16 protein-coding genes are annotated in these 18,300 nt (G+C 37.1%); 12 read left to right on the forward strand and 4 right to left on the reverse strand.

All coding sequences use genetic code 11. The features are described 5' to 3' along the window. The first annotated feature begins 58 nt into the window (after positions 1 to 58). From J4O15_RS05705 to J4O15_RS05715, 3 genes are read left to right on the forward strand one after another with little or no spacing between them, the layout of a single operon-like run. The gene (locus J4O15_RS05705) at positions 59 to 1,117 is read left to right on the forward strand and encodes a TRAP transporter substrate-binding protein (protein ID WP_208100011.1); all 1,059 of its coding nucleotides are present in this window, start codon (positions 59 to 61) and stop codon (positions 1,115 to 1,117) included. Positions 1,118 to 1,175: 58 nt separating this feature from the next. Then, positions 1,176 to 1,712 (forward strand): TRAP transporter small permease, encoded by a 537-nt coding sequence (locus J4O15_RS05710; protein ID WP_009219382.1) that lies wholly within the window; start codon positions 1,176 to 1,178, stop codon positions 1,710 to 1,712. Next, positions 1,709 to 3,004: a TRAP transporter large permease gene (locus tag J4O15_RS05715; RefSeq protein WP_208100012.1), complete on the forward strand. Its 1,296-nt coding sequence runs from the start codon at positions 1,709 to 1,711 to the stop codon at positions 3,002 to 3,004. The genes J4O15_RS05710 and J4O15_RS05715 overlap by 4 nt, the downstream gene beginning before the upstream one ends. Positions 3,005 to 3,227: 223 nt before the next feature. Here the strand turns inward: J4O15_RS05715 and nagE are convergent, their stop codons facing one another. Genes nagE through licT form a run of 3 tightly spaced genes read right to left on the reverse strand, consistent with a single transcriptional unit; the run spans position 3,228 to position 6,050 of the window. Continuing rightward, a complete protein-coding gene (nagE, locus tag J4O15_RS05720; RefSeq protein ID WP_208100013.1) occupies positions 3,228 to 4,673 on the reverse strand; it encodes an N-acetylglucosamine-specific PTS transporter subunit IIBC in 1,446 nt (481 codons plus the stop codon). A 57-nt stretch (positions 4,674 to 4,730) separates the two neighbouring features. Continuing rightward, a complete protein-coding gene (locus J4O15_RS05725; RefSeq protein WP_208100014.1) occupies positions 4,731 to 5,210 on the reverse strand; it encodes a PTS sugar transporter subunit IIA in 480 nt (159 codons plus the stop codon). 3 nt (positions 5,211 to 5,213) lie between these two features. Beyond that, a complete protein-coding gene (gene licT, locus J4O15_RS05730) occupies positions 5,214 to 6,050 on the reverse strand; it encodes a BglG family transcription antiterminator LicT (RefSeq protein ID WP_208100015.1) in 837 nt (278 codons plus the stop codon). A gap of 502 nt (positions 6,051 to 6,552) precedes the next feature. Here licT and J4O15_RS05735 point away from each other — a divergent pair. From J4O15_RS05735 to J4O15_RS05775, 9 genes are all read left to right on the forward strand, one after another. Continuing rightward, positions 6,553 to 6,879 carry a hypothetical protein gene (locus J4O15_RS05735; protein ID WP_208100016.1) on the forward strand — a complete coding sequence of 109 codons (327 nt, stop codon included), beginning with the start codon at positions 6,553 to 6,555 and terminating at the stop codon, positions 6,877 to 6,879. A 428-nt stretch (positions 6,880 to 7,307) separates the two neighbouring features. Further along, a complete protein-coding gene (locus tag J4O15_RS05740) occupies positions 7,308 to 8,486 on the forward strand; it encodes a sugar ABC transporter substrate-binding protein (RefSeq protein WP_208100017.1) in 1,179 nt (392 codons plus the stop codon). Positions 8,487 to 8,679: 193 nt separating this feature from the next. After that, positions 8,680 to 9,648, forward strand: coding sequence for an ABC transporter permease (locus J4O15_RS05745; RefSeq protein ID WP_208100018.1), 969 nt, complete (start codon positions 8,680 to 8,682; stop codon positions 9,646 to 9,648). A gap of 35 nt (positions 9,649 to 9,683) precedes the next feature. Next, positions 9,684 to 11,183: a sugar ABC transporter ATP-binding protein gene (locus tag J4O15_RS05750; RefSeq protein ID WP_208100019.1), complete on the forward strand. Its 1,500-nt coding sequence runs from the start codon at positions 9,684 to 9,686 to the stop codon at positions 11,181 to 11,183. An 8-nt stretch (positions 11,184 to 11,191) separates the two neighbouring features. Next, a complete protein-coding gene (locus J4O15_RS05755) occupies positions 11,192 to 12,109 on the forward strand; it encodes an ABC transporter permease (RefSeq protein WP_208100020.1) in 918 nt (305 codons plus the stop codon). A 78-nt stretch (positions 12,110 to 12,187) separates the two neighbouring features. Beyond that, the gene (gene araA, locus J4O15_RS05760; protein ID WP_208100021.1) at positions 12,188 to 13,618 is read left to right on the forward strand and encodes an L-arabinose isomerase; all 1,431 of its coding nucleotides are present in this window, start codon (positions 12,188 to 12,190) and stop codon (positions 13,616 to 13,618) included. An 11-nt stretch (positions 13,619 to 13,629) separates the two neighbouring features. Further along, positions 13,630 to 14,322, forward strand: a complete 693-nt coding sequence (locus J4O15_RS05765) for an L-ribulose-5-phosphate 4-epimerase (RefSeq protein ID WP_208100022.1) — start codon at positions 13,630 to 13,632, stop codon at positions 14,320 to 14,322. A gap of 7 nt (positions 14,323 to 14,329) precedes the next feature. After that, a complete protein-coding gene (locus J4O15_RS05770) occupies positions 14,330 to 15,925 on the forward strand; it encodes a xylulokinase (protein WP_208100023.1) in 1,596 nt (531 codons plus the stop codon). A 22-nt stretch (positions 15,926 to 15,947) separates the two neighbouring features. Next, positions 15,948 to 17,015, forward strand: a complete 1,068-nt coding sequence (locus J4O15_RS05775) for a GntR family transcriptional regulator (RefSeq protein WP_208100024.1) — start codon at positions 15,948 to 15,950, stop codon at positions 17,013 to 17,015. A 51-nt stretch (positions 17,016 to 17,066) separates the two neighbouring features. Here J4O15_RS05775 and J4O15_RS05780 read toward each other — a convergent pair whose 3' ends face one another. Then, the gene (locus J4O15_RS05780; protein WP_208100025.1) at positions 17,067 to 18,245 is read right to left on the reverse strand and encodes an ABC transporter substrate-binding protein; all 1,179 of its coding nucleotides are present in this window, start codon (positions 18,243 to 18,245) and stop codon (positions 17,067 to 17,069) included. Positions 18,246 to 18,300 lie beyond the last annotated feature (55 nt).

Raw genomic sequence — 18,300 nt, forward strand, 5'->3', positions numbered from 1 at the left:
ATACAGAAGATGTAAGAATATTTAGATAGTCTTTAGTATTTATTTTTTGGAGGAAAAAATGAAAAAGAGATTTTTTGCATTGGCAATTGCCACATTGGCATTATCTGCATGCGGACTTAAGAGTCCGGAGACTACAACAACAGCCGCAAAGGCTGATAACGCGGAGACAACAGCCGCAAAGGCGGACGCAGGAAGTGCAGAGGTAACTTTGGTTTATGCAGAGGTAAATCCGCTTGATACAATTGTAGGACAGACCGGAACCGCATTTAAGGAGAAGGTGGAAGAGCTTTCAGGAGGAAAAATCCATATTGATGTTCAGGCAAGCGGAGTGCTCGGTTCGGAGAATGATGTACTTGACGGAATGCTTGGCGGTACAGGTACTGTAGATATGTCAAGAATTTCAGCTTTCGCTCTTACAAGCTATGGTGCAAAGAAGGCTTCACTTCTTGCTATGCCATATACATTTAATTCAAGAGAGCATTTCTGGAAGTTTATTGACAGTGATCTTTCAAAAGATTTTTTAAATGAAACATCAGATTTGAATCTCGGTATTAAGAGTCTTTACTATGGTGAGGAGGGATTCAGACATTTCTTTACAAAGAATCCTGTAAATTCGGTAGAAGATTTAAAGGGAATGAAGATGAGAGTGTCAAATGATCCTATCATGAACGGTATGGTAGAGGGACTTGGTGCATCACCTACAGTAGTTGCATTTAATGAGCTTTATTCGGCACTTCAGACAGGAGTTGTAGACGGTGCGGAGCAGCCTATAACAAACTATCAGTCAAATGCATTTCCTGAGGTAGCACCTAATATTATACTTGACGGTCATACACTTGGAGCATTCCAGGTAGTTATTACAGATGATGCATGGAATAAGTTAACACCTGAGCAGCAGGATATTCTTGTAAAGGCAGGAGAGTATGTAGGTCAGGTAAACAGAGATATTGCACAAAAGGCTGAGGACAAGGTATTGGAAGAACTTAAGGCTGCAAATGTAAATGTTGTAGAGGTAAGTGATAAAACACCTTGGAAGGAAGCAACAAAGAATGTTATTGAAAAAAATACAGCAGATCAAAAAGAGCTATATCAGCAGTTACTTGATTTAGACAAATAATGTATTTACCTCTTGGAGATTTCTTCAAGAGGTTTATTAATAAATAAAAGAGGTATTTATGTCAGGATTTTTTAAAGCTGTGGACAGGATAAAACCGGCATATGATGCAACATATAAGTTTGTTCTGTTACTATGTAAACTATTATTGATTGTGGATATAGCAATCACAACTATGGCGGTAGCCGGAAGATATATTTCATTTATACCGGATCCGGCATGGAGTGAAGAAATTGTTCTTACCTGTATGGCATATATGGCGGTGCTGTCGGCGGCACTGGCTATCAGAAGAGGGGCACATATCAGAATGACCGCCTTTGACACCTATCTGCCTAAGGGGGTTGTAAGATTTTTGGATATATTATCGGATATTGCCGTTTTGATACTTGCGGTTGTAATGATAGTGGTAGGTTGGAATTACGCTATGAAGATAGGTGCAAAGGGAACTTATGTAAGTATGCCGAAGCTGTCAAAGTTTTGGCAGTATTTCCCGATTCCGCTTGCAGGTGCGGCAATGCTGATATTTGAACTTGAAGCACTTTATAATCATATAAAGGCTATTTGCTTAAAAGAAGATTCACAGGAGGTAAAGGCATGAGTACAGAAATGGCAATAGCGGTATTGCTTATCAGTTTTTTTGTAATGATATTTTTACGCTTTCCTATTGCATATGCGGTAGCACTTTCATCTCTGCTCTGCCTTTTGGCGCAAGGGCAACCGCTTTCAACTATCTGTCAGCAGATGGTAAAGGGTATATCTTCATTCTCACTTATGGCAGTACCTTTCTTTATAACAATGGGCTGTTTGATGGGAAGCGGCGGTATATCCGAGAAGTTGATAGCACTTGCAAATGCCTGCGTAGGATGGATGCGTGGCGGAATGGCAATGGTAAATATCGTGGCATCTTACTTTTTTGGAGGCATTTCGGGTTCAGCAGCGGCTGATACGGCTTCACTCGGTTCAATACTTATTCCTATGATGGTGGATCAGGGTTATGATGCGGATTTTTCCACAGCTGTAACAATTACATCATCATGTGAGGGACTTTTAGTACCTCCGTCACATAATATGGTAATATATGCGACAACAGCAGGTGGTATATCTGTAGGAAGTTTATTCCTTGCAGGATATATTCCGGGCGCATTACTTGCGGTATCACTTATGATCGGTTCATATATTATTTCAGTTAGAAAAAAGTATCCAAAGGGTGATAAGTTCTCATTAAAGGTTCTTATAAAGCAAATCAGTGTGTCATTCTGGGCACTGGCGGCAGTGCTTATAGTTGTGTTCGGAGTGGTCGGAGGAATTTTTACCGCTACGGAATCAGCTGCGATTGCAGTTATCTACAGCCTTATTGTCAGTGTATTTATATACAAAGGTCTTGACTGGAAGGGTGTATGGAAAACTCTTGAGGAATGTGTAAATACTTTATCCATAGTACTTATACTTATTTCAACATCAAGTATTTTCGGATATTGCCTTACAACACTTCATGTGCCTGATATGGCGGCAAGTGCAATTACAGGATTTACAAATAATCCTATAATACTTGCATTACTCCTTAATCTTATTTTGCTGATACTCGGATGTATTATGGATATGGCACCTATTATACTTATTGCCACACCTATACTTCTTCCGATAGCAAATTCCATAGGAATCGGACCTATACAGTTTGGTGTAATGGTGATTCTAAACTGCGGTATAGGGCTTCTTACACCACCGGTTGGAGGAGTACTCTTTATCGGTTCAGCAGTAGCAAAACTGCCTATGGAAAAGGTGGTAAAGGCGACATTGCCTTTCTATCTTTGCATGATAATTACACTTTTACTTATAACATTTATACCTGTGATAAGCCTTGGACTGCCAATGCTTTTGGGCAGTTTATAAAAGATAATAGGGAGCTGTTATTTTATGGATGAAATATTCTCGGATTATATCCTTAAATGGCGGCTCCTTTTATATAAGGTAAAATTTAGAATACGAAAAGTTTTAATAGATATGTTTTTAATTGAGTTTTTCACATAGCTAAGTTTTAAATATAAAAACCGTGTATCAAAAATTGGAGGATTTTTTGATACACGGTTTATTGTATTATATATTAAATATTTCCTTATTTATTCTTAGCAAGCTTTTTAAACTCATCCGCTACAAACTGAACCTTTGTACCGATAATAACCTGTACGGCAGTCTTTGAAGGTCTGATAACACCTGCTACACCTGCTGATTTGATTTTCTTTTCATCAACCTTTGTGTAATCCTTGATTTCAAGACGAAGTCTTGTAATACAGTTGTCAATAGATGTAAGGTTTTCAGGACCGCCTACACCCTCAAGGATAATAGCTGCAACAGTGGTAAAATCATCATTGGATAAAACAGCTTTCTTCTCTTCTTCCACATCATCCTCTCTACCCGGGGTCTTAAGGTCAAACTTTGTTATAACAAAGCGGAAGATTGCATAATAGAGGGCACCGTAAACAACACCGATTGGAATTAAAAGTAATGGATTTTGTGCAAATGGCGCCTTAAAGCTGAGTACCCAGTCTACAAGACCTGCGCTGAAGTTAAAGCCTGCTCTAACAGGAAGAAGTGATACAACAGCAAGTGATATACCTGTTAAAAGAGCATGGATAACATAAAGTAATGGTGCAAGGAACATAAATGAAAACTCAAGCGGCTCTGTAACACCTGTAAAGAATGAAGATAGGGCGGCAGCAAGTAAAAGACCGTAAGCAGCCTTTTTTCCGGCATCCTTAGCTGTGTGATACATTGCAAGAGCCGCACCCGGAAGACCGAACATCATTACAGGGAAGAAGCCTGACATATACATACCTGTTTGTCCGAGTATACCACCCTCGGCGCTTCCCCAGAACTTACCGATATCATTGATACCTGCCACATCAAACCAGAATACCGAGTTGAGTGCATGGTGGAGTCCGAACGGAATTAAAAGTCTGTTAAAGAAACCGTAAATACCTGCACCTATCGCACCTGTGCTTAGAATTGCCTCACCGAAGCTTACCAATACACCGTAAACAACAGGCCAGATAAAGAATAATATAATAGCTGCAATAAGTGAAAAACCTGCTGTAACAATAGCTACACTTCTCTTACCGCTAAAGAATGAAAGTGCATCCGGAAGCTTTGTAGTTTTAAATTTATTGTAGCAAACAGCACCAATAAGACCGCAGATAATTCCTATAAACTGAGTCTGTGTTTTACCGAATGCAGCAGGAACCGCATCAGCTTCAACACCCATAAACATAGCAACCGAACCCTTGGATAAAAGAGTTGTGACAACAAGCCATGAAACAAGTCCTGCAAGTGCTGCAGCACCGTCACCGTCATCACTCATACCGACAGCAACACCTATGGCAAATAAAATAGCCATATTATCGATTATGGCACCACCCGCCTTTAAAAGGAAAGCTGCCACAATATTATTACCGCCCCAACCGGTCGGATCAATCCAATAACCGATACCCATTAAAATCGCTGCCACAGGAAGGCAGGCTACAGGAAGCATTAAAGACTTCCCAAGTCGTTGTAAATACTTCATAAAATTCTCCTTGTTATAGTTGTAATCCCTTTGCCGGCCGGTCAAAGAGAAAATTTATTAATTTGGTATTACTACCAATATTTCATTATCATTTGTCACAGATATATCTGTGATACTTTCAACAGATTTAAAATCCGCACTGTTGCAAACAAGCATTATTGTAACAGGATTAAATCCTGCCGCCTTTATTTTTTCCAAATCCGCCAGTATAAGCGGATCCTTTGCCCTGACAATATCTCCCGCCTTTACAAAGGAAGAAAAGCCCTCACCGTTCATCTTTACGGTATCAAGCCCGATATGAATAAGTATCTCTTCACCGGTATCGGCTAAAATACTTAAAGCATGCAAGGTCTCAAAAACCATTGTAACCTTACCGTTTGCAGGAGATGTGACAAGACCGTCACTTGGAATAACGGCAACACCCTTTCCAAGCATCTCGGATGAAAATGTCTCATCAGGTACCTCTTTTATAGATACAGCCTTACCATTCATAGGGCTGAGAAAGCTGTTTTTCTTTTTCTTAAATAAACCAAACATATTTTACTCCTCCGCCATAGTTACTCTTTTTATATGAATTGCCAAGTAAGTCATTTCCATCCTTGTTATTTTAGAGTTGGTCTCGACTTCTATATACTTTGCAATCTTTTTTCCGCAGTCAAATTCCTTGGGATATTTATCTCTCATCACATCCTCAAAAATCATATCCTCATCATGGAGCATTTCATTTCTATAAAGCCTTTGAATAAGAAACTTCACATGAGTTACAAATCTTTCATAATGAATGGAATTTTCATTTAACTCAACATTTAACTCACTCTTTACAATGTCCATTATATCTCTCATAAGATGTGGAAGACTCAAGGTTTCCTTCATATGAGTGCTATACTGTGCATTTACAAAGTGAAGTGCAATAAAACCCGCCTCGGAATCAGGAAGCGAAAGTCCCATTCTATCATGTATAAGCCTGAGTGTATAGAGCCCAAGAGCATATTCCTGAGGATAAAATCTCTTAATTTCCCACATAAGTGCATTTTCGGGAGTCATACCTTCCTTGAATCTTTCAATAGCAAAATTTATATGGTCCACCAAAGTGATATATATGTTTTGACTCAGTTTAAGCTTTTCTACATTGACGGCATAGGAAATAACATCATCTGTAAGTCTTATTCTTTCTATGGGTATGTCGGCAATCATATCCTGAAACTTAAGAAGCATCTCATTTTCATTGATTTTAAATACCTTCTCTATTTCAGACTCGGATATTGCATCTCCTTTTTTTCTGCCAAACCCGATGCCCTTACCCATGGCAATAATTTCTCTGTTTTTATAGTCATGCGTTAAGACTATATTATTATTGATAATTTTTTCAATGATCATATCACCACCGTAAAGCAAATCAAACAGGGTATATCCCCGCTTATCTAAAGGGAGTTTAACCGCTGCAAAGCTAAATTTCCATAACCCATGTGATAACAAAAAGACCAAATAAACCATATCACTATGGTGTATTTGGTCTTGCCTGTTACCAGTAACAATCCTAAAATATTAGAATTTATGTAAGTATTATGACAGAATTCTTAAGATAAATCAATCGGCAAAATGTAGGAATAAATTTTGGAAAATTGGAGAATATATATAAAAGCAGAGGAAACAGATATAAAAGAAAGAGAGGAATGGAGTTTCGGAGGAAATTTAACTGTCTTTATAGTATCGAATACAGTATAATATAGTTATAGATAAAAGAGATTTGGATAATTATTAAAACAGCGCAACTGAGGATATATTTGGAGTGCAACTCCCGGAGTGCCATAATGCATTTACATAAGCATTTGATAATGAGTAAAATGCTTATTGACTTTTGTAGAAGGGAGAAACTTTTATGATAATATTTTCGAAAAACGGTGGTAGAAAAATGTCAATAGCCGCAATTTTGTTATCTCTTATTTGTCTGTTTACCTTGATAAATATGAGCAGAATCAAAGCTGATACATTGGATGGTGTGGTTATAAAAATACAGGATAGTTGCATTTTAATGGATTCACTTGATGAGAATGAACCGGGACCGGTTGAAGTATCATATCCTGATAAATTTGATGTTTCAGAGATTATGGCGGGAGATAAAATAAGAGTATATTATACCGGAGGTATTGCGGAATCCCATCCGTGCCAAATCAATAAAACAATAAAAATAAAGAAGATAGAGTGAAAACTTATATTTGGAGAAGGGTATAAAATATATTCAGTAAAAATCGTTCGTATATTTTTCGGGCGATTTTTTTGATACTATAATCTATATGAAAGTTTAGTGCAAAGCATACTGTTATTGTTCTACAAAATTTAAAGTAATACATTTTAGTAAAGATTTAAAGTTGTATTATATAAAACTGCTAAAACCATCTGCAAAAGATATTTTTACAATAAAAGCAACAATAAAACAAGAAAAAATCCGCCTAAAACTAATATTTAACTATATTAAATTGTGAATAAAATAATTATTGAATAAATACTATATTTATATACCTCTATTTTAATACAACTTATAATAGATAAAAAGATGTATTATATTGTTTTGGGAAATGAGTTGTTTTAATATAAAAACATCATATAAGTTTTCGTGTATTTTAAGGAGGAAAAATGAAAAAGGTATTTAAAAGGATGGTAGCTTTGAGTGTGGTAGCAGCTATGGCACTTCCATTGGCGGCTTGTGGAAACGGTAATAATACCGGTAGTAGTGCAGCCGGTGACACAAAGGAAATAAAGGCGATTGATAACAAGGATATTAAAATTGGAGTATCCATATGGTCATCTACCGATGTACTTGGTTCACAGTGTAAAAAAATACTTGATGAGGCTGCAGATGCATTAGGCGTTCAAGTTCAGTATGTAGACCAGGGACATGTTTCAGAGAAAGTTACTTCATCAGTAGAACAGCTGGTGGCAGCAGGTTGCCAAGGTATCATAATTTGTAATTCTTCAGATACCGAGATGACTTCAGCTATAAAGACCGCAAATGATAATAAGGTATATCTGTCACAGTTTTTTAGAATAATAGATAAGGAAAAAAGTGCGGATATTTATAAGTTGGCAACGGATTCACCATATTATATAGGAGCGGTACATGAGAATGAGCCTGAAAACGGTGAGAAGCTGGTAGAGATTTTACTTAATAAAGGAGATAGAAATATAGGTCTGATAGGCTGGGAACAAGGTGATGCCACATGGCTTGGCAGATGGGAAGGATATAAAGCAGGGGTTGAAAAGTGGAACAAAGAGCATCCGGATGATCAGGCAAAACTTTCCGAGCCGCAGTATGCCGGAACGTCATCTGAAGGCGGTTCTAAGGCGGCAGAAGCTCTTATGGCGGCAGATCCGAACTTAGATGCACTTATACCCGCAGGCGGTGGTGGCGATCCTCTTCAGGGTGTTATCGCGGCAGTGGAGAGAGCAGGCAAGACAGCCGATATAGATATAGTTTCAACAGACTTCTTACCGGATCTTGGTGAGAGGCTTAAAAACGGCTCAATGGCGGGTGAATCAGGAGGACATTATTGTGATCCTTTATTCTCATTTATGATGGTTTACAATGCAATAAAGGGAAACTATACAGGTATTGAAGGTAAGTTTGAAGATGTATTGTTCCCGTATTTATATGTATCTTCACCGGAGGATTATGTCGATTATGAAAAGTATTTTGTAGAGAAACTTCCATATACAAAAGAGGAACTTGTGAGTATGTCGGAACTTAGTTTGGATGATCTTAAGGCAAGTGCCGCTAAGCTTTCTATACAGGATGCTATGGAGAGAGCAAAGTAGTTAAAAATTATGGTTAAGTAATATATGTTTTGAGTAAAATATATATTTTGTTTATAGGCAGATTGAAATGGGCTGTTGCATTAAAGATAAATAACACTCGGTACCGATGGTTTTAAATTATATACCGTGGTAATTTGAGTATTATATTCTTAATAGTGACAGCCCCTTTCTAAAAGGTAATGAGGATTGTAGAATGGATTTTATTACATCAATAAAAAATAAAAAAAATATATCTGCAAAATGCTCGGGATATCTTATACTTGTGTTTTTGGTGATATTATCATGGGCGGTATTTAAAATACTTTCACCTGAAAACTTTGGTTCTCCGACTAATTTATTAAGTTATTTTCAGGCAAGTCTTATAGCGACAACAGGTGCTGTAGGATTTTATTTTGTAATGGTAATGGGCATGTTTGATTTTTCTATCGGTGCAAATATTATGCTCTCAGCCATAGTTGGAAGCGTTTTTGCAGGTAGATTGGGAATGGGATATTTCGGACTCATATTAGGCTGTGTACTTACAGGAACAGTAGTAGGTTTTTTAAACGGATTTTTCTATGTGAATTTAAGAATTCCATCAATGATAGTTACTACAGGACTGGCACTTATATATGAGTCTGTTGCAAACTATATTGCCGGTGGAGTTGAACAGACATTGGCATCTGAACTGAGAATTTTCGGAAGAATGCCGGGAGATATTATATTGGCATTGATAGCATTTATAATAGCATATTTGATATTAAATTATACTAAAATCGGTACTTATACATATGCGATAGGAAGCAATGAGTTTGTAGCAAAGAATATGGGTATCAATGTAAAAAAATACAAGGTTATTGCATTTATAATTTCAGGTGCTTTTTTAGGGATTATGTCAATACTTACAATAAGCTATGGTTCATCAATGGTAGCAGTGACCGGAATGGCATCTATGAGCAGAAACTTTATACCTACAATGGGATGTTTTTTCGGTTTGGCATTTAAAAAATACGGCATGCCTTTACAGGCAATTATTATAGGTGAGTTCGTAATAAATATAATATTCTTCGGATTTATTGCATTGGGTGCACCGACTGCAATTCAGGATGTTATTACAGGTATTACATTATTGATTATTATAACATTGACAACCAAGGTAAATAAAGGCGAGATAGTTAAGTGACGGATGCCTTTTAGGCATTTCCAAAAGGAGAGAAGATGAGTGAAGTAAGATTACAGGTTGAACATCTATGTAAATCTTTTGGCATTACAAAGGCTGTCGCAGATGTTTCATTTAATATAAATAAAGGTGAGGTTCATGCATTGATAGGTGAAAACGGTTCGGGTAAGTCTACGCTTACAAATATGCTTACCGGAATTTATACAATAGACAGCGGTAAGTTTATTTTGGACGGTAAGGAAGTTAATCCCAAAAATCAGGTGGATGCGAATAATGAAGGTATTTCAATAATAGTACAGGAACTTGGTACATTGTCGGGACTTACCGTTGCTGAAAACATTTTTTTGGGGCATGAAGATAAATTTACAAAGTTTGGAATAAAAAATACAAATTTGATGAATAAAATGGCGACCGATCTTTTGAAAAAATACGGATTTGAGAGAATTAAAGCAGGAGAAATAATAGATCATTATAACTTTGAGGACAGAAAGCTTATAGAAATTGTAAAGGCAACATATTTTGATCCTAAAATCGTGGTAATAGATGAGACTACAACCGCACTTTCAAATGAGGGAAGACATGAACTGTACAAGCATATGGAAAGAATAAAAAAGTCAGGGAATACGGTGATATTCATCTCACATGATTTGCCGGAAATACTTGAGAAGTCCGATACTATTACAGTACTAAGAGACGGTGTATATATAGATACGGTTTCGTCTAAGGATATGGATGAAGAGGGGCTTAGAAAATTGATGGTCGGCAGAGAACTTGAAGGGGACTACTATAGAAAAGATTATGGAGATTCAATTCGTGATGAAGTAGTGCTTTCGGTGAAAAAAGTATCTGTCCCGGGTATTTTGGATGATGTGAGTTTTGAACTCCATAGGGGAGAAATATTGGGGTTTGGCGGACTGTCCGAATCCGGTATGCATGAGATAGGAAAGGCGGTTTTCGGTGCATCTTATGACAGAAGCGGAAGTGTTGTACTAGCTGACGGAACACAGATTAATGATATACCTACAGCAATAGCAAACTCGATAGCCTATACATCAAAAGACAGGGACAATGAATCTGTGGTGATGAATCAATCTATTGGAGATAATATTTGTCTGCCATCGCTTGATAAGCTTACCTCAAAGTGGAAGTTTTTATCAGACAGAGCGATGAATAATTTTGCAAATGAATATGCAAAAAAGATGTCTGTAAAGATGGTAAATACAGAACAGTTTGTATCAGATCTTTCGGGAGGAAATAAGCAAAAGGTGGTACTTGCAAGATGGATAGGAAAGGATTCGGATATTGTGGTACTGGATTCTCCGACAAGAGGTATTGATATAAAAGTAAAGCAGGATATTTATAATCTTATGAATCATATGATAAAAAACGGAAAATCCATTATTATGATCTCAGAAGAACTGATGGAACTTATAGGTATGTGTGACAGGATAATCATTATGAAAGACGGGAAGATTTCAGGTGAAATAGACAGAAGCGTGGAGATAGGTGAGAATACTCTTATTTCCATGATGGTTTAGGAGGAAATATGAATAAGAATAATATTCTACGCGCTGTTTTACCTATAGCCGGTTTATTTGTTATTTTTATAATCTTTAATATTTTTACAAACTGGAGAATGGTTTCTAATTTACCATTAGTATTGTCACAGGCATATGTGGTTATGATTTCCGCAACAGGTGTATTTTTTATTATGACAATGGGTGGTCTTGATTTTTCACAAGGATCGATTCTGGGGATTTCCTCTATAGCGGTATGCATACTGTCAAAATACAATATACCTTTGGCAATACTTGGAGGTATTTGTACAGGAGCAATTATTGGTGGAATAAACGGATATTTTTATGTGAACAGAAAAATACAGTCATTTATTGTGACGATATGTACTATGTTTTTACTTAGAGGAGTAATAAGATATCTTACAACCAATGCACCTGTTGCAGGATCGGCAGCATTGGTAAATTTTGATACAATCGAATTAAAGGTTGGGATTACAGTAATTATAGTTTTAACAGCATTTGTAATATTCAGATTTACAAAGTTCGGTAAATATCTAAAGGCTATAGGTGCGGGAGAAAAAGCTGCTATATTTGCGGGAATAAGAACTGATAATATGAAATTCCTGGTATATGTATTGGCAGGTGCTATGACCGGATTTGCCGCTTTTATTAATGTTGTAAAAGTAGGCTCGGTAACTTCCTCCGGAGGAAGCCAATTGGAAACTCAGATTTTAATAGCATTGGTACTTGGAGGTATGCCTATATCAGGTGGTGCAAAGGTAAGGTTTGAGAATATAATTATAGGTTCATTATTATATATTGTATTAAACAGCGGATTGACAATGATGGGATTTTCTACACAAATGATGCAGCTTATACAGGGCGTAGTTTTCTTGATATTTGTTGCGGTATTTGCCGACAGGAAATCAATACAGATTATAAAGTAATTATTAATGGTATGTTAAAAGATTACAGTTTAAAGATCGGATATAGCATATTTTAAAGGCTATAAGAAATGGAGCAATATGAAGAAGATATATTTTATAGTTGGCAGTCAGGATTTATATGGCAGAGATTGTTTAGATACTGTTGCAAAAGACAGTGAGGAAATGGTAAAATTTTTAAATGAAAAGCTTTGCTCTGTAGCAGAACTTGAACTGTTGCCTATTGTGGAAACATCTGAGATTTGTATAGAAAACTTTAAGAAGGTCATGGTTGATGAGGAGTGTGTGGGTGTAATCACTTGGATGCATACATTTTCACCTGCAAAGATGTGGATAAAGGGATTGTCATTGCTAAGAAAACCTTTATTACATTTACATACGCAGTATAATGAAAAGCTGCCTTATGAGAGTATAGATATGGATTTTATGAATTTGAATCAATCTGCTCATGGAGATAGGGAATATGGCTTTATACTTGCAAGAATGAGCATTGTGCATGAGGTGGTTGCAGGATACTATAAGCATGAGAGAGTTATATCACAAATAAGAAGATTTATAGAAGTGGCAAATGCTATTGATTTTTCAAGGCATTTGAAGGTGGCAAGCTTCGGTAACAATATGCGTGAGGTTGCGGTTACAGACGGAGACAGAGTTGAAAGCCAAATAAAATACGGCTGGGAATGCAATTATTATGCACTTGGGGATCTTGTGAATATAATTGATTCTGTAAGTGAAACTGAGATAGATAAAAAGATGGATGAGTATCTTAAAAAGTATACTTTGAAAACAGATAATATAGCTGCTGTAAGGGAGCAGGCAAAGTATGAGGTAGGGCTTGATAAATTCCTTGAAAAAAATAAAATAGGAGCTTTTACAGATACATTCCAAGATTTGCATGGCCTCAGACAATTGCCGGGTATTTCAGCACAGAATTTGATGGCAAGGGGTATAGGATTTGCCCCGGAGGGAGATTATAAAACAAGTGCTTTTTCTGCTGTACTTATGAAGATGGCACAGCATAGAGAGGGAGCGACCGGCTTTATCGAGGACTATACATATGATTTAACTGAAAATGAGGAAATTGAACTTGCCAGTCATATGCTTGAAGTTCCGCCTTCATTTGCCGCTACAAAGCCGGAGATACAAGTGCTGCCTCTTGGAATAGGGGGTAAGGAAGATCCTGCCAGACTGGTATTTGACGGGGTGACAGGTGATGGAATACAGGTTACAATGGTGGATATGGGTGACAGGTTCAGGATTATTTGTGCAGATATTGAACTTGTTAAGCAGCCGCATGAGATGCCGAAGCTGCCTGTTGCAAGAATTATGTACAGACATAAGCCGAATTTTGAGATAGGAACTGCTGCATGGTGTTATGCAGGTGGAGCACATCATTCTATTGTATCCACTGCGCTCACAAGAGATGATATTGCTATGTTTGCCAAGCTTACGGGCAGTGAACTTATTACAATAGGTGATGATACGAGAAGAGAGGATTTATTACGCCTATAAACAGGAGATTTATGTTAGAAAAATTAAAAAAAGAAGTATATGAGGCAAATATGCTTTTGCCAAAGTATGGACTTGTAACATTTACCTGGGGAAATGTATCGGGCATAGATGAAGAAAGAAAGTACTTTGTAATAAAGCCAAGCGGAATAGAATATGACAGGCTTACCCCTGATGATATGGTGGTGATGGACTTGGAAGGTAAAAAGATTGAGGGGAAGTATAATCCCTCATCCGATACAAAGACGCATCTTGTACTGTATCAAAATTTTAAAGATATAGGAGGCATTGTACATACCCATTCCCCATATGCCACAGGGTTTGCACAGGCAGGTAGAGATATTGTATGTATGGGAACCACACAATGTGATTATTTCTATGGTGATATTCCATGTGTAAGGCATCTTACAAAGGAAGAACTTGATGAGGACTATGAACTTAATACCGGAAAAGTTATAGTGGAAACCTTTAAGGATAGAAAGATTGATCCTTTATATATACCCGGATGTATATGTCACAGTCATGGACCTTTTGCATGGGGGAAAGATGCACATAATGCCGTACATAATGCGGTGGTTATGGAAGAGGTGGCAAAGATGAATCTTTTTGCATTGAGCATAAATCCTGATGCCGCGAGGGCGCCGAAGTATCTGCAGGATAAACATTTTTTAAGAAAGCATGGTAAGAATGCTTACTATGGGAACTAGGGGGAATATGGAAGTTAGACAGATAATAGAGAGCGGAGATATATTTTTAGGTATTGAGCTGGGTTCCACAAGGATAAAGGCTGTGTTAACAGATGATTCGGGACTGGTGCTAGGCACAGGTATACATGATTGGGAAAACAGCTTTATAGACGGCATTTGGACATATCCTATAGATGAGATACTTTCAGGTATTTCAAGCTGTTATAAAAGTTTGAAAGCCGATATAAAGGAGAAATATGATATAACCATAAAGCAGGTAAAGTATATGGGCATCAGTGCTATGATGCATGGATATATGGCTTTTGATAAGGATATGAATCTTTTATCTCCGTTTCAAACATGGAGAAACTCAAATACTGAAATTGCAGCCGGGGAGCTGAGTGAAGATTTTAAATTTAATATACCTCTCAGATGGACAATAGCACATTTATATCAGAGGATTCTTGATAAAGAAGAGCATGTAAGAAATATTGATTTTGTTACAACTTTGTCTTCATATATTCACTATATGTTGACGGGAGAAAAGAATATAGGTATAGGTGATGCTTCAGGTATCTTCCCGATAGATTCGGTGGATAATAACTATGATGAAAAGATGCTTAGTATATTCGAAGAAAAAATAAAAGACCGCAATTATCCTTGGAAGATAAGAGAAATACTGCCAAAAGTCATGGTAGCAGGAGAATGTGCCGGTGTGCTTACAAAATCAGGTGCAAATCTTTTGGATAAAGACGGTGATTTGATGGAGGGCAGTATACTTTGTCCGCCTGAGGGTGATGCAGGCACAGGTATGGTAGCGACCAATTCGATTGCAAAAGGCACCGGAAATATGTCGGCGGGTACAAGTATGTTTGCAATGCTTGTACTTGATAAGAAGCTTAATAACTATTATGAGGAGATAGATATGGTGACCACACCGAGTGGAGATCCGGTGGCTATGTCACATGCCAATAACGGTACGGGCGATTTGAATGCCTGGGTGGGACTGTTTAGAGAGTTCTCAAAGCTTCTTGGTATAAATGTATCTGACGGTGAGCTTTATGAAAAGCTTTATACAAATTCTTTAAAAGGCAGTGCCGACTGTGGAAATCTGATGGCTTTCGGATATTTTTCCGGTGAGGGTATTACAAAGTTGAATGAGGGCAGACCTTTGTTTTTAAGGAGCCCGAAGAGTGATTTTAATCTTGCGAATTTTATGAGAGCACATCTTTACAGCTCACTTGCCGCCGTTAAGGTAGGACTTGATATTCTGACAGAGAAAGAGAATGTAAAGATCAAGAAAATGATGGGGCATGGAGGCTTCTTTAAAACAAAGGGAGTAGGACAAAGATACCTTTCAGCCGCCATAAATGCTCCTGTGGAAGTACTTGAAACGGCAGGTGAAGGCGGTGCATGGGGAATTGCACTTCTTGCATTATTTACAAAGCATGCGACTGAATACAAAGGATTGGATGAGTTCTTGAAAAAAAGAATTTTTTCAAATAATTCCGGAAGTGAAATTATGGCAGAAGAAAAGGACGTGGATGGATTTAAACTTTTTACACAGAGATATCTTAAGGCTGTGGATATTGAAAGGTTAAGTGTAGAGAAATTTGCTGAGTGATAAAAGAGCGGGCCTCAAGTATATGAAAATATATAATTGGGGAAAGACTATTATTATAAGCGGTGTTTTAAAATATGGCGCCAAATTTCCGAGTGAAAATATTCTTACAAGAAAGTTCGGGTTTTCCAGAGAAACTGTCAGGGGTGCATTGGAAAACTTGGAAAAAGAGGGTTTGATAGAGAGGATTAGAGGGAGTGGAACCTATGTTTCTTTTAAAATCGAGGAAACTTCCAAAAAGAAAGTCGGGTTGATACTCAGTTATCTTTCAGACTATTTTTTTCCGAGATTATATGACGGTATAAAGTCGATTATGGATGAGGAGAATATACAAATAGAATTGGCTGTTACCAAAAACAATTTAAATGAGGAAGCATATTATCTTGAGAAATTCAGGAATATGAATATATCGGGAATAATAGTTGAGGGGACAAAAAGCTCGTTTCCAAACCCGAATGTAAAGCTGTATGAAAATTTGATTGAGAAAAATATTCCGATTATATTTATTCATAATCACTATTCAAATATGGACTTTGACAGTATAGAGATGAGTGATGCAAAGTGCAGCTATGAACTTACAAAATTACTGATAGATAACGGGCATAGAAATATCTGCGGTATTTTTAAATATGATGATATACAGGGAATAGAAAGATATAGAGGCTTTATGGAGTGTATGACCGAACATGATATTATTATCAATGATGATTTCATAAGATGGTATTCCACAAAGGATTTTGATTATAAATTTTCAAAGTCAAGCTTGAATTCTTTTTATAAAAAAACGAAACATTGCAGTGCTATGATTGCCTACAATGATGAAATAGCCTATAAGTATGCTGATTTTTTGGAAACGAGATCTGAAAAGTTTTTTAAGGAATTGTCGATGGTTTCGTTTGATGATGCCGTTTTAGGGGATAGGGATTTTAAGATAATTTCAGGAATACATCCAAAGGAGAAACTGGGAAGACTTGCTGCAAGAAGTATTATAAAAATGCTGAATGATAATGATTGGATAAATAATAATTATTCATACAGATTTCCGGTAGCTATCAGTGAGGGTAATTCGGTGAAAAAATTAGTGGAAAAGTAAATGCTTAGATAAAATAGTGGCTGTAGCAAATTTTGCTGCAGCCACATTATTTTAATAATATGTTCTACCAACACCCCTTACAGGATTAAGGATTGAGTTAACATCTTCTGTAGTAAGGTCCATGCCATAGAATTTTTTATAATATTCTTTAATTTTTTCTTCCATGTCTATATCTTCAAAATTTTCGGGATAGGTTGTCTTTGCAATCCACCAAAGAGAAAGAGGGGCATCTGTTGAAGGTGGCCACCAACGGTGCATACCTAATGGGAATTTATATACCTGCTTATTTATAACAGCGGGTACTCCGCTCCAATCGGCACCTTCGACGGTAGTATTATTATAAAAATCTTCGGGGAAGAAGTCTGAGAGAGTTGAGATAAATATTATTTCAGGTGCCCAAGAGTAAACCTGTTCCATATTTACATTTCCCTGAGTTCCCTTACCTACATGTATGCTTCCTGTTACAGAGGTCCAGTAGTCACTGAAACCGCCCAAGGTAAAGTTGGTACTGCTGTAATGACCTATCATCAATACTTTTTTTCTTTGGTCATCAGGAATATTAGCAAGTCTTTTGTTGATTTCATCCTGGGCTTCCTTGGCATATTCTGTTATGCCGGTAACTTTGCTGTCTTCTTCAAATACCTGCTCCATAAGAGTTATCCATGAATTAAGTGTTTCAATAGTGTTTGGTCCGTTAGGGGTAACTGTGGAAAATCCTACAGCAGGTATTCCGGCATTTACAAACTGTTGTCTTTCTTCCTCTCCACCTGCATAAAATACCACATCGGGCTTAAGTTTTAACAACTCTTCCATATTTAGCTCACCACCCTTGTAATAATCTGTGGAAACATTCAATATATCAGGGGCGTATTTTGCCAGAATAGAATTTTGTGCAGCATATAATGAGTCCGGTGGCATGGATATAAGTCCGTCCACATTTCCTCCCTTATAAACCGCATATACTGATGGCAGAGGAAGAAGCCTGTGTATAGCAATTCTTTTAATATCTTTTGCCGGAGGTAGCTCAACTTCAAAACCAAGCTGGTCTTTAATTATACGGGTGCCCTCATTTACCTCTTTTGAAACTCTTTCGGTTTCACTTGTAGTTAATGTCTCGGTTTTGCTTTCTGATGAAGTGAGAGTTGAATTAGTGTTATTACTTGAAGATTGGCATGCGGTTGTGGCAAACATCATAAAACCCACAGCCAATAAAAGCAGACTTTTTTTCATAAAATCTTTCCTTTCTTAAAATAGTAAACCATGTAAATGAATAATTTTTCAAATA

Source organism: Lachnoanaerobaculum sp. Marseille-Q4761 (genome assembly GCF_017565785.1).
In the GTDB taxonomy this organism is placed as follows: domain Bacteria; phylum Bacillota; class Clostridia; order Lachnospirales; family Lachnospiraceae; genus Lachnoanaerobaculum.

Bases quoted from the DNA above. Each gene is read 5' to 3' on its own strand.
- J4O15_RS05705 (WP_208100011.1), top strand. From the start codon at position 59: ATGAAAAAGAGATTTTTTGCATTGGCAATTGCCACATTGGCATTATCT.
- J4O15_RS05710 (WP_009219382.1), top strand. From the start codon at position 1,176: ATGTCAGGATTTTTTAAAGCTGTGGACAGGATAAAACCGGCATATGAT.
- J4O15_RS05715 (WP_208100012.1), top strand. From the start codon at position 1,709: ATGAGTACAGAAATGGCAATAGCGGTATTGCTTATCAGTTTTTTTGTA.
- nagE (WP_208100013.1), bottom strand. From the start codon at position 4,673: ATGAAGTATTTACAACGACTTGGGAAGTCTTTAATGCTTCCTGTAGCC.
- J4O15_RS05725 (WP_208100014.1), bottom strand. From the start codon at position 5,210: ATGTTTGGTTTATTTAAGAAAAAGAAAAACAGCTTTCTCAGCCCTATG.
- licT (WP_208100015.1), bottom strand. From the start codon at position 6,050: ATGATCATTGAAAAAATTATCAATAATAATATAGTCTTAACGCATGAC.
- J4O15_RS05735 (WP_208100016.1), top strand. From the start codon at position 6,553: ATGATAATATTTTCGAAAAACGGTGGTAGAAAAATGTCAATAGCCGCA.
- J4O15_RS05740 (WP_208100017.1), top strand. From the start codon at position 7,308: ATGAAAAAGGTATTTAAAAGGATGGTAGCTTTGAGTGTGGTAGCAGCT.
- J4O15_RS05745 (WP_208100018.1), top strand. From the start codon at position 8,680: ATGGATTTTATTACATCAATAAAAAATAAAAAAAATATATCTGCAAAA.
- J4O15_RS05750 (WP_208100019.1), top strand. From the start codon at position 9,684: ATGAGTGAAGTAAGATTACAGGTTGAACATCTATGTAAATCTTTTGGC.
- J4O15_RS05755 (WP_208100020.1), top strand. From the start codon at position 11,192: ATGAATAAGAATAATATTCTACGCGCTGTTTTACCTATAGCCGGTTTA.
- araA (WP_208100021.1), top strand. From the start codon at position 12,188: ATGAAGAAGATATATTTTATAGTTGGCAGTCAGGATTTATATGGCAGA.
- J4O15_RS05765 (WP_208100022.1), top strand. From the start codon at position 13,630: ATGTTAGAAAAATTAAAAAAAGAAGTATATGAGGCAAATATGCTTTTG.
- J4O15_RS05770 (WP_208100023.1), top strand. From the start codon at position 14,330: ATGGAAGTTAGACAGATAATAGAGAGCGGAGATATATTTTTAGGTATT.
- J4O15_RS05775 (WP_208100024.1), top strand. From the start codon at position 15,948: ATGAAAATATATAATTGGGGAAAGACTATTATTATAAGCGGTGTTTTA.
- J4O15_RS05780 (WP_208100025.1), bottom strand. From the start codon at position 18,245: ATGAAAAAAAGTCTGCTTTTATTGGCTGTGGGTTTTATGATGTTTGCC.